This window comes from Shewanella sp. W3-18-1, from assembly GCF_000015185.1.
In the GTDB taxonomy this organism is placed as follows: domain Bacteria; phylum Pseudomonadota; class Gammaproteobacteria; order Enterobacterales; family Shewanellaceae; genus Shewanella; species Shewanella putrefaciens.
The window spans coordinates 1,215,362-1,227,474 of sequence record NC_008750.1 but is presented as its reverse complement, the minus strand read 5'-3'; the positions used below and the strand labels follow the sequence as shown (position 1 = coordinate 1,227,474).

General features: G+C 44.9%; 9 protein-coding genes. 2 read left to right on the top strand and 7 right to left on the bottom strand.

Annotated elements, in window-relative coordinates:
* Position 1: 1 nt before the first annotated feature.
* Complete coding sequence (locus SPUTW3181_RS05590; RefSeq protein ID WP_008305558.1) at positions 2-1,243, top strand: tyrosine-type recombinase/integrase; 1,242 nt, start codon at positions 2-4, stop codon at positions 1,241-1,243.
* Between the two features lie 16 nt (positions 1,244-1,259).
* Here SPUTW3181_RS05590 and SPUTW3181_RS22260 read toward each other — a convergent pair whose 3' ends face one another.
* The 3 genes from SPUTW3181_RS22260 to pnp all read right to left on the bottom strand — a co-directional run bounded on the left by SPUTW3181_RS22260 (position 1,260) and on the right by pnp (position 5,274).
* Positions 1,260-1,454, bottom strand: coding sequence for a helix-turn-helix transcriptional regulator (locus SPUTW3181_RS22260; RefSeq protein ID WP_000127614.1), 195 nt, complete (start codon positions 1,452-1,454; stop codon positions 1,260-1,262).
* A 623-nt stretch (positions 1,455-2,077) separates the two neighbouring features.
* Positions 2,078-2,983 carry a lipoprotein NlpI gene (nlpI, locus tag SPUTW3181_RS05580; RefSeq protein ID WP_011788449.1) on the bottom strand — a complete coding sequence of 302 codons (906 nt, stop codon included), beginning with the start codon at positions 2,981-2,983 and terminating at the stop codon, positions 2,078-2,080.
* 191 nt (positions 2,984-3,174) lie between these two features.
* On the bottom strand, positions 3,175-5,274 hold the full coding sequence (gene pnp / locus SPUTW3181_RS05575) for a polyribonucleotide nucleotidyltransferase (protein ID WP_011788448.1): 2,100 nt from the start codon (positions 5,272-5,274) through the stop codon (positions 3,175-3,177).
* A 195-nt stretch (positions 5,275-5,469) separates the two neighbouring features.
* Here pnp and SPUTW3181_RS05570 point away from each other — a divergent pair, with 195 nt between their 5' ends.
* A complete protein-coding gene (locus SPUTW3181_RS05570) occupies positions 5,470-7,518 on the top strand; it encodes a putative bifunctional diguanylate cyclase/phosphodiesterase (protein ID WP_011788447.1) in 2,049 nt (682 codons plus the stop codon).
* Positions 7,519-7,594: 76 nt separating this feature from the next.
* Here SPUTW3181_RS05570 and rpsO read toward each other — a convergent pair whose 3' ends face one another.
* The 4 genes from rpsO to infB form a co-directional block, all read right to left on the bottom strand.
* A complete protein-coding gene (gene rpsO, locus SPUTW3181_RS05565) occupies positions 7,595-7,864 on the bottom strand; it encodes a 30S ribosomal protein S15 (RefSeq protein ID WP_011788446.1) in 270 nt (89 codons plus the stop codon).
* Between the two features lie 128 nt (positions 7,865-7,992).
* Positions 7,993-8,949: a tRNA pseudouridine(55) synthase TruB gene (truB, locus tag SPUTW3181_RS05560; protein WP_011788445.1), complete on the bottom strand. Its 957-nt coding sequence runs from the start codon at positions 8,947-8,949 to the stop codon at positions 7,993-7,995.
* The gene (gene rbfA / locus SPUTW3181_RS05555; RefSeq protein ID WP_011788444.1) at positions 8,949-9,398 is read right to left on the bottom strand and encodes a 30S ribosome-binding factor RbfA; all 450 of its coding nucleotides are present in this window, start codon (positions 9,396-9,398) and stop codon (positions 8,949-8,951) included. Before rbfA ends, truB begins: the two co-directional genes overlap by 1 nt.
* A 63-nt stretch (positions 9,399-9,461) precedes the next feature.
* Positions 9,462-12,104 (bottom strand): translation initiation factor IF-2, encoded by a 2,643-nt coding sequence (infB, locus tag SPUTW3181_RS05550; protein WP_011788443.1) that lies wholly within the window; start codon positions 12,102-12,104, stop codon positions 9,462-9,464.
* Positions 12,105-12,113: the final 9 nt, after the last annotated feature.

Here is a 12,113-nt window from a genome sequence, read left to right as displayed (position 1 = left end):
CATGGCGTTATCAGTTAGCTGGCTCGATGCCAGGTTAAATAAAGAAGCAAAAGAAACCGTAGTAAAAGCCGACCGTGATGGGCTAAGTGCTCGGGTATCGCCCAAGGGCAAAATTGTTTTTCAGTTTCGTTATCGTTTCGATGGCAAGCAACAGCGGGTAGACATTGGTACTTACCCACTTATGAAGCTTGCTGAAGCTAGGAATGAGCTGGATAGGTTAAGGGCGGTACTCGACCAGGGCAGAAACCCCAAGCTCTACCTACAGCAGGAACGGGCCAAGTATTCTGCCAATCAAAGCTTCGAATCGATTTTTCGAGACTGGATAGACTCTGCCGGTAAGCAAGGGCTAAAGGAGAAAACGTGGCACTACCAAAAACGCAGCAGTGAAATATATTTGCTGCCCCGACTTGGCAAGTACCCATTAACTGACATCAATGAATTGTCCTTGCGAAACTGTCTTCGTGAGGTTTCGGAGTCGTCCCCTTCAAACACAGAACGTCTGGTGTCTGTGCTGCACAAGTTTTATGACTGGCTGATTGATGAACAAATTTTGGAAATTAACGCTGCCGCTGGGATCACAGCAAAAAAGGTTGGCGGTAAAAAAGGCAAACGAACTCGGGTGCTAAATGACAACGAGATCAGGATACTTTGGCGCTATTTGCACGAGTCAAAAATCACTGAGAAGAATCGCATCTACATAAAACTGCTTCTCTTATTGGGCGGTCGCAAGGGCGAACTCATTCAAGCTGAAAAGCATCACTTTGACTTGCAATCTGCAATGTGGACAGTGCCCATAGAGATCCGCAAACAAGGTGAGAAAATTGGAGCGCCGATCATGCGGCCATTGATAAGGCCTGCTATTGAGCTGATTGAACTAGCGATGCAGATGAGCAAATCAACTTACTTGTTTCCCGCGAACGGACAAGAAGAGCTTGCCACAAATGGCTTTGATACCACTATTCCTAACAATGTGAAAATCTGGGCTCGCAGGTCGCTTGGTATTGAGATGGAACACTGGTCTATGCATGATCTTCGCAGAACGATGCGAACGCGAATGTCTGCCATCACGACGCAAGAAGTTGCCGAGTTGATGATTGGCCACAGCAAAAAAGGGTTGGATGCTATCTACAACCAATATCAGTACCTGGATGAAATGCGTCATGCTTACGACGTTTGGTATCAACAGCTAGAAACCATCATCGAGCCGACAGGCTTTCCATTCAACTGGCGTTTCGGACAGTAAAATAAAAGAAAGAGGCTCAGTCCTCTTTCTTCTCATACTCCTCCAAGTCTTCAATGTGCCAAAGCTTGTTTCGTGTATTTCGGTTGATACGAGGTTGCGGCAAGCTGCCATCTTTTATTCTTCGCCAGAGCGTCGTATAGCTAATGTGGTAACGAGCCATCACTTCGTAAGACGTTAGAAAAGGGGTTACCTGGTGCGCTACTGCTGTCATCTGCATTCTCCTGAAAATCAATGTAAAGCTATCATCGCCTGATTAATCACTTGTTGATGGTCAGAAAGATGCATGATTTGTTCAGAAGATCAGGTCCATACAAATGAACTTTTAGGACAGCAGGAAAGCAACCGTTAACCAATTCGACCGGCAAACAATTAGAGATAATCGCGAACGTCTTACCATCATTTCTCGATTTTTAGCAGGAAAAATATAGGTAAGTTTTGGCCAAAACCCAGTCGCTACAAGGCCTACAGCTAGGGCTGTGTCATGGAATTTCGCTAAAAACGGTAAATATGGCGATTTGTACTCAAGTTTGTACACACTTTCCGAGGTTACGCTTGAACATCATTGAAAAGCAAAGAAACGAGAAAAAGACAAAAAGCCTTTAAATTCAGTACGTAGAGATGTGATAGTGGTGTGCAATGAAAGGTGGTTTTAAGCGTTGAAAGGCTGGGCGGCATCAGGGTGCGATATGATCGCGAAGGTGCGACGTTTATCCACCTCTACTTTATTGCCTGACATATTAACCTATGCACTAGTATCGCTAAAAAGGCGCAAATTATAGCGCCTCAGTTCTCACTTGGCTAGGCAAAGCCCGAGATGAGCCCGGGCAGAGGAGGTTATTTTGTGTCTTCGAGCAAACCTTTAACTTTTGCTAGCTCAATACGGGCATATCTGTGTTCAACAAAATCATAGATATTAGTCGCGAGTGTAAGCCGTAAGTAATTTGCTGCATCTTGATATTGCTTTTGCTCTATCGCCATTTTTGCAAGATAAAAATACGCTTCACATAAACGCTCTGCATATTCTTTTGGATGAGTTAAACCTTCTTTGGCTGCATTAAACACATCATCACGGCGCTTGTGTCCTAAATAATAATCGACAATAACCGTTGACCATACTCCGTTATCAAGATTCTTACGATTTTCTAATAACCGCTGTTTGGCTTGTTCGTGATTATCTTTGGACTCTATCAAATATAACCACAATGCACGATAACCGTCTTTATTATCACCAGCATAAAAGGCTTGCATATCTTTAATGGCCAGCGCATTTCGATCGCCATAGTAAAGTGCTATCCCACGGTTTAGATAGGCATAATCGTAATTAGGAGCAAGTTCCAATACGCCATCGAAAGCTTCATAGGCGCTGTCATACTCGCCCTCTTGGGTATAATAAATCCCAAGAAAATTATACGCGTCAGCAAGATCTGGCTGCAGTTTAAGTGCTTGCATAAAATCGATACGCGCCAATAGCCTTAAACCTACACTGTCGTATATTACGCCGCGATCATAATGAAATCTGGCTCTCTGTTCATTTGTCAGTTCGACGGCAGATAAAATCTCATTAAGCTTAGCGAGTGTGACCTCGACTTTATAGTCAGGCATCACAGGCGCTACGACTAACTTGCCTTCAAGATCATTGTGGTTATCTAAAGGGGACTGAGTGGTCGTCGCACATCCAGCCAACATCAGGCTGGCACCCGCCAGCACAGCAACAACAGCGGTTCTAATTTTAAGACTCATCCATTTCTACCTTTTTAGATTCCCAACACATGCAGAAGAGTATTCATCATAGCAATCCCACCAGAGGACTTCTATTAACGAATAGCATTAATCACAATTATATTAAATTCGACCCAAGAAAAAGGAGATCAATTGATCTCCTTTCTATGCAATCACTTAAAAGCACATGGAATATTGAGCCTATGGCTCAGTTATTCTGCTGCAGCTTCTTTCGTTTGTGCTTCTTTGATTGACAAGCGTACACGACCTTGACGATCCACTTCCATTACCTTAACAGCAACTTCTTGGTTAAGTTCAAGGTGATCAGACACGTTAGCCACACGTTCATCACTGATTTGTGAAATGTGTACTAAACCATCTTTGCCCGGCAGAATGTTCACGAATGCACCGAAATCAACGATACGGATCACTTTACCATTATAGATACGGCCCACTTCGACTTCTGAAGTGATTTCTTCAATACGGCGGATAGCTTCTTTGGTCGCTTCACCATTTGAAGAGGCAATTCTTACCGTACCATCATCTTCCAGCTCAATCGTAGTGCCAGTTTCTTCGGTCAGAGCACGAATAACTGCGCCACCTTTACCGATAACATCACGGATTTTCTCTGGGTTAATTTTGATTGTAGTGATACGTGGAGCATGATCAGAAATATCATCACGGTGCGAACCAATCGCTTGATCCATCACATTTAGAATATGCACACGTGCGCCATAGGCTTGTTGTAGTGCAATTTCCATAATTTCTTTGGTGATACCTTCGATCTTGATATCCATTTGCAGTGCAGTAATACCACCACGGGTACCCGCCACTTTAAAGTCCATATCACCTAAATGATCTTCATCACCTAAGATGTCTGAAAGTACGACAAAATCATCGCCTTCTTTTACAAGGCCCATAGCAATACCCGCTACAGAAGTCTTGATAGGTACACCCGCATCCATCAGCGCAAGGGAAGTACCACAGACAGACGCCATAGAACTTGAACCATTAGATTCAGTAATTTCAGATACAACGCGCACGCTGTATGGAAATTCTTCTGCCGATGGCATCACAGCGTTAATACCACGCCATGCTAACTTTCCATGACCGATTTCGCGGCGCTTAGGTGAACCCACCATGCCGGTTTCACCAACAGAGTAAGGAGGGAAGTTATAGTGCAACATAAAACGATTAGTGCGCTCACCCATGATGCTATCGATCTTCTGTGCATCACGTTCAGTACCTAAAGTACAAGTTACTAAGGCTTGGGTTTCGCCGCGAGTGAACAAGGCGCTACCGTGAGTACGTGGCAATACGCCCGCTAATACACTTAACGCACGGATCATATCGGGTTCACGACCATCGATACGCGGCTCGCCACGAATAATACGACCACGAACGACTTTCTTCTCTAAGCTGCCCAGTAAATTGTCTACTTCACGTAAATCAATATTTGGATTGCTTGCTAATAACGCTTCTTTCGTTGCAGCTTTAACTACAGCAACTTGAGCATAACGATCTTGCTTAACTTGGATTTTATACGCATCGCCTAAACCCGCTTCAGCCAACTCTTTAATTTGAGCAACAAGCGTTTCATCTTGCACTGGCGCAGTCCAATCCCACATTGGTTTACCCGCTTCAGCTTTAAACTCAGCAATCGCGTTAATAACCACTTGTTGTTGATCGTGACCATAAACAACAGAACCTAACATCACTTCTTCTGGTAATGCTTGGGCTTCTGATTCCACCATTAACACTGCACTTGCTGTACCAGCAACCACTAAGTTCAATTGGCTCGTTTCAATTTGAGCCACTGTTGGGTTCAATACATATTCACCATTGATATAACCGACACGAGCTGCGCCCAAAGGACCGCTAAACGGGATACCAGAAATGGCCAATGCAGCAGAAGTACCAATCATAGAGATGATATCTGGCTCAATTTGTGGGTCGACAGATACAACTGTGATGATAACTTGAACTTCGTTTTTGAAACCATTAGGGAAAAGAGGACGAATTGGGCGGTCAATAAGACGAGCAATTAATGTCTCATCTTCTGAAGGACGACCCTCACGCTTAAAGAAACCGCCAGGAATTTTACCTGCTGCGTAGGTTTTTTCTTGATAGTTAACAGTCAGAGGGAAAAAATCACGACCGGCTTCGGCTTCTTTTTTACCAACAACAGTGACTAACACTGTTGTGTCACCCATACTTGCTAACACAGCGGCATCAGCTTGACGCGCTATAACGCCTGTTTCCAGGGTGACTGTATGTTGACCATACTCAAAACTCTTTACAATTGGATTCACGTGACCCATTCCTTAATTAATGACCTTGAATTACGCGCGTAAGTATACTGCAATTAAGGACAATAGATAAAGAGCAGATAATGATGACAAAGACCTATCTTTTCACTAAAGTGGACAAATTGATAAAGAGTTGTACTTCAAACTGATACGGAAAATCTACCTTATGGTGAAAAACAACAATAAAGGACAAGCTTTATGACGGGTCGCTTTAAATCCCTAACATGGAAGCAAACTAACCTCGTTGTTTTTACTGCGTTATTTTTTGCCATCGCTATTTTTATAGTTGAAATAGCCCTTGTTGTATTATCAACAAAACAGCAGCTCACCACCACTCAACAAGAATTACTTAATTCAGTTGAGCAACCCGCGGCTAATGCGGTATGGGCTCTTGATGACAACTTAGCGAGACAAACCCTAGAAGGCGCCATCAAAGTTGAGCATGTTGGCTCTGCCGTTATCGAACTTGATGATGGTTCAATGTTTGTCTCTGTCAGCAATACTAAAAGTAATAATTCTCAGACGTTTGTAACGCTGAGTAATAAACTCTTCGATGAATTAAAAGAAATATCCCGACCTTTGTACCGCCCCTTCTATTTTGAAGGAACACAAAAACAACAGCTCATCGGTACACTGACTCTTTTCTATGATACTCAAGAGCTAACAGACACTCTCTTTTCACAACTCAAACTCGGTTTCTTCGCAACTTTGGCGCGAGCCCTCTTACTCACCCTCGTGTTATCGGTTGTATTTCATCGTTTTCTAACCCAACCCATCGCGAGGATCAGTGAAGCTATTGATAAAATTGACCCCGACTCACCGGATGAAAATCTGCTTCCAGTGTCCAATGCACACAAAGATGACGAGCTCGGTTTAGTGACGTCAAAATTTAATCAGATCCTTATTCAATTTAGTCAAACGCAATCAAAACTACGTAAGATGGCAACAAGAGATCCGCTCACAGGACTGCCAAACCGTACACTATTACTCGAAACGATTGCCGTTACTATCCAACGGTCGCGTGTACACAAACGTAGCTTTGCACTCATGTTTATCGATTTAGATCGTTTTAAAAATATTAATGACTCTCTCGGTCATGCACTCGGCGATCAATTTTTAGCTCGTATTGCACGCATTCTTGAGCGTGTTGTCGGTGATAAGGGAACGGTGTCACGCCTAGGTGGCGATGAATTTGTTATTTTAGCCGATGCCGTACATTCACCCGACCAAGCTGCCGACTTTGTCGATAAACTTCTTGTGCAACTTAATGTGCCCATTCAATTGAATGAACATGCGATTCACCCAGCGGCATCCATTGGCATTTCAATTTACCCCGAAGATGGCAATAGTGCCGAAGATCTAATCCGTCATGCCGATATCGCCATGTATAGTGCAAAAGCGGCCGGTTCAAATCAATGGGCCTTTTTTAAACAGCAAATGACAGAGCGTGCTGCGGTAAGATTGCGCACCGAGGCATCACTACATGATGCTTTAAAAAATAATGAATTTCTGCTCTATTTCCAGCCTAAACTAGACCTACAAACAGGTAAAGTCACTGGCTGTGAAGCCTTAATTCGTTGGCAAAAAGATGGTCGCTTGATTAGTCCTATGTCATTTATTCCTGTTGCAGAAGAAACAGGGATCATTATTCCTATTGGCCGCTGGGTGATAGAGCAAAGCTGTAAAACATTAAGGGAATGGCAAAAAAAGTATCACTTCGCGATCCCCATCGCTATTAATGTTGCATCACAACAATTTGCTGATGCAAGTTTAGTATCTGATATCAAACAAATGGCGTTGCGCTACCAAATTCAACCAGAGTTACTCGAAATTGAGATTACAGAAACCTCATTAATGAATGATATTGAGTTGGCCATCAATAAGCTTGAGCAACTCAAGTCGGCAGGTTTTGGTATCGCCGTTGACGATTTTGGCACAGGTTATTCTTCGCTATCCTATCTACGTCATCTCCCCATCACCACTATGAAAATCGACCGTTGTTTTGTATCCGATTTACCGGAAGACAGCGCAATTGCATCGACAATTTTGATGTTAGGTAAGCAACTTAATCTGACCATTGTGGCAGAAGGGATTGAAAATGAATTACAGTTAGACTGGCTTAAGGAAAACCAATGTCAGATAGGCCAAGGGTTTTATTTTAGTCAGCCATTACCGCAAGCAGAATTTGAAACCTTATATATCGCAAGCCAAACTGCAACAATCACAAGTATCGACAGCAGAGCATAGGCAAAACGGTATAACTTAATCTGCGCGCAATAAAAAAGGAGGCTAAGCCTCCTTTTTTACGTTAGTCGACGTGAGATTAACGACGTAGACCTAACTTTTGGATCAGTGCAGTGTAACGCTCAGCATCTGTACGCTTCAGGTAAGCAGTTAACTTACGACGCGCGCTAACCATGCGTAACAGACCACGACGTGAGTGGTGATCGTGGATGTGCTCTTTGAAGTGATCTTGCAAATGGTTGATTTGTGCAGTTAACAAGGCAACTTGAACTTCAGTTGAACCTGTATCGTTTTCGCCGCGGCCAAATTCAGCCAGGATTTTTGCTTTCGCTTCAGTACTTAGTGACATGTGTCTCTCCAAATATATAGTATGAATCTCTAGCCGATCACTAACTCAGCCAGAGGGCGCGCTATTCTACCCATAATCCAACCCTAGCGCAATAAAAAGGCGGGCGTATTTCGAATTGGCAGAATGAATTAATCTGTGACTATCGGCTCGTCATGGATCACTATGAGCCGTTTCGGCGCCAAAAGGCCATCATCATTCATTGCACCAATACCAACGAATCGATGCGCATCCCCTAAGGTGATACGCACTAATGTGTCAGCTTTTAGACCTGTCACACGTACCGCTTGGCCTTGCATCAAATAAGCCGCACTCGCTTCAGGCACATTGACCTCAGGAAAGTCAGCCACTGCCGTATCCATGGGTAATAAGAGAGGATCGAGTAATACACTCGGATCTATCTGTTGTTCATGTGCTTGGGTGACAAGTGCTTCGAGCTGTTCTAGTGTAACCATTTTGGCATAGGGATACTGTGCAACTTGAGTTCGTCGCAACATAATCACATGGGCGCCACAACCTAACATTTCACCAAGATCATCAATGATGGTGCGAATATAAGTCCCTTTAGAGCAATGAATGTCTAAGGTCAACTCATCACCTTCAAGACTGATGAAATTAAGCTCAAATACCGTAATAGGGCGAGATTCTCGCGGCACTTCTATGCCTTCACGCGCATATTTATACAGAGGCTGCCCCTGATATTTCAGCGCGGAATACATAGAAGGCACTTGCTGAGTGTCACCACGAAAGTGCTCAAGCGCACTCAGTAGTTGCGCCTCAGTAAATGTAACTGGGCGCGTCTGAACCACTTCACCATCTGAATCACTGGTATCGGTACGCTCGCCCAGTTTTGCTGTCACTAAGTAACGTTTATCAGCATCTAATAAGTGCTGGGAAAACTTAGTCGCTTCACCTAGGCACACTGGTAACATACCTGTCGCTAACGGATCGAGTGCACCCGTATGCCCGGCTTTATTCGCATTAAAAAAGCGCTTTACCCTTTGCAAGGCAAAGTTAGAACTCATGCCAGTGGATTTATCCAGTAACACTATCCCATCGATAAAACGGCCTTTCGGACGACGAGCCATTAATCTTTACCTTTTGTATCATCTGTATCGTCGGTAGCGCCCTCATCCTCATTAAGGACTTCATCTGCGCTACCAAACTGCTGTTGTTTTGCCTTGTCTTGGTTGATGACTTGGCTAACGAGGTTAGACATACGCATCCCCTCAACCAATGAACTGTCATAAACAAAACGTAGTTCAGGCATAACACGCAGCTTCATACGGCCCGCCACTAAGGTGCGGATGTAGGGGGCGGCGCTGATCAAAGCGTTGAGCTTTTCCTGCACCACTGCTTTATCTTCTTCAAAGAAGGTCACAAAGACTTTGGCGTAGCTGAGATCGCGTGAGACGTCTACGTCATTTACGGTAACAAAGCCAATACGAGGATCTTTCATGTCGCGTTGTAGCACCTGAGCAAGTTCTTGCTGAAGTTGCTGTGCTATACGACGTGTACGACTGAATTCTTTTGCCATAATATTTGTACCATAGCTAATGTCATTAAATCGAAAGGGCGGCTAATGCCGCCCTCCTTATCGTTAAAGTGTACGTGCCACTTCGACGGTTTCGAATACTTCGATTTGGTCGCCTACGCGAACATCGTTGTAGTTCTTAACGCCAATACCACATTCCATACCATTGCGAACTTCGGCAACGTCATCTTTAAAGCGACGTAAGGATTCGAGTTCACCTTCGAAGATAACCACGTTATCACGCAGTACGCGAATAGGTGCGCTACGCTTGATGGTGCCTTCAGTCACCATACAACCGGCGATTGCACCAAGTTTCGGCGACTTGAACACATCACGTACCTCAGCCAGGCCGATAATTTGTTGTTTGAATTCAGGAGACAGCATACCTGTCATCGCCGCTTTCACTTCATCAATCAAATTATAGATTACGCTGTAGTAACGTAGGTCAACACTTTCACTCTCGATAACCTTACGTGCTTGTGCATCAGCACGCACGTTAAAGCCAACCATGATCGCGTTAGACGCTGCCGCTAAGGTTGCGTCGGTTTCGGTCAGTGCACCTACACCGCGAGCGATGATGTTCACTTTCACTTCGTCGGTAGACAAACCCGTTAATGAGTCTGTAATTGCTTCGAGTGAACCTTGAACGTCCGCTTTCAGAACGATGTTCAGCTCTTTCACTTCGCCGTCTGTCATGTTCGCGAACATGTTTTCTAGCTTAGATTTTTGCTGACGCGCTAATTTAACATCACGGAACTTACCTTGACGATACAGGGCAACTTCGCGAGCTTTACGTTCGTCACGTACGACGGTTGCTTCATCACCGGCTGACGGTACGCCAGACAGACCCAGAATTTCAACAGGAATTGATGGACCCGCTTCAGTGATTGAACGACCGTTCTCGTCTTTCATTGCACGGATTTTACCGTACTCTAAACCACATAGAACGATATCACCTTGGCGCAGTGTACCTTCTTGAACCAGAATCGTTGCAACAGGGCCGCGACCTTTATCCAGTTGGGATTCAATCACCACACCCGCAGCCATACCATCACGTACCGCTTTAAGCTCTAATACTTCAGCTTGCAGCAAGATACCTTCAAGCAGATCATCAACACCTTCACCTGTCTTAGCCGATACGAAGGCGAACATGTTATCTCCGCCCCAATCTTCAGACATCACGCCGTGTTGTGACAGTTCGCTCTTAACGCGATCGATATCCGCTTCCGGCTTATCCATCTTGTTCACGGCCACGATTAATGGCACGTTACCGGCTTTAGCATGTTGAATAGCTTCGATAGTTTGTGGCATTACACCGTCATCGGCAGCCACAACCAGTACCACGATATCCGTTGCCTTGGCACCACGAGCACGCATGGCGGTAAACGCGGCGTGACCAGGAGTATCAAGGAAAGTAATCATGCCATTTTCGGTTTCAACATGGTATGCACCGATATGCTGCGTAATACCACCGGCTTCGCCAGCAGCCACTTTAGCGCGGCGAATATAGTCGAGTAACGAAGTCTTACCATGGTCAACGTGCCCCATGATAGTTACAACTGGCGCACGAGATTCTAGCTTGATGCCATCTTCGTCATCACGATCTTGCAGCACTTGGTGCTCAAGTTCATTTTCACGGATAAGCACCACTTTGTGACCCATTTCTTCGGCAACTAGCTGGGCAGTCTCTTGATCTAACACTTGGTTGATCGTAACCATTGAGCCCATTTTCATCATCTGTTTGATGATTTCAGTCGCTTTAACGGCCATTAAATGCGCCAGTTCAGAAACGGTCACTGTTTCACCAATACGCACATCACGGCTTACGGCAGCGACTGGCTTGTTAAAGCCATGGGCCATAGACTCAGGCGCAGTACTGCGGTTGCGCATATGCTTTTCACGGCCATCACGCGCATCTTTGCCACCACGTTTTTTAGCGTTGCTCTTATTACGAGCACGACGTCCACGTTTTTCTTCATCCAGATCAGAGGTATCTTCAGCGGCACGAGCCACTTTAGAGGTAGTGATGTGATGATCGCCGTTTCTTTCGGCTTCTAGACGCTGACGTTCTTCTTCTGCCCAACGCTTAGAGTTTTCTTCAGCTAACAAACGGGCCTTTTCAGCCGCTTTCGCCGCTTCTTCATCTTGCTTACGTTTAGTTGCTGCTTCTTGAGCCGCTTTAAGACGTTCAGCCTCTAGACGCGCTGCTTCTACTTCTGGTGAAGACTCTTTAGTCACTTTTACTTCTGCCGCCGCTTTGGCCTTTGCCTTGGCTTCAGCTTCTGCTTTTGCCTTAGCTTCTGCCTCAGCTTTCGCTTTGGCCGCTTGAGCCGCTTCCGCTTCGGCCTTTGCTTTTGCTAATGCTTCAGCTTCGGCTTTCGCCTCTTCTTCTGCTTTTAGCACTGTGTCATTCACATCGCGTTTAACAAAAGTACGGGTTTTACGCACTTCCACTTTAACGTCTTTAGATTGACCACCATTACCCGCCACGCTCAGGGTTGATACCGTTTTGCGTTGCAGCGTCATCTTAGTCGGTGCACTATCAGCACCGTGCTGCTTTTTCAGATAATCGAGTAACTGCTGCTTTTCGGCTTCAGATACGTTATCGGCTTGGCCTTTCTTAATTCCTGCCTGAGAGAATTGCTCTATCAGACGTTCAACACTTTTACCCACTTCCGTGGCCAATTTCTCTACGGTAGTATCTGCCATCAGTTAAAT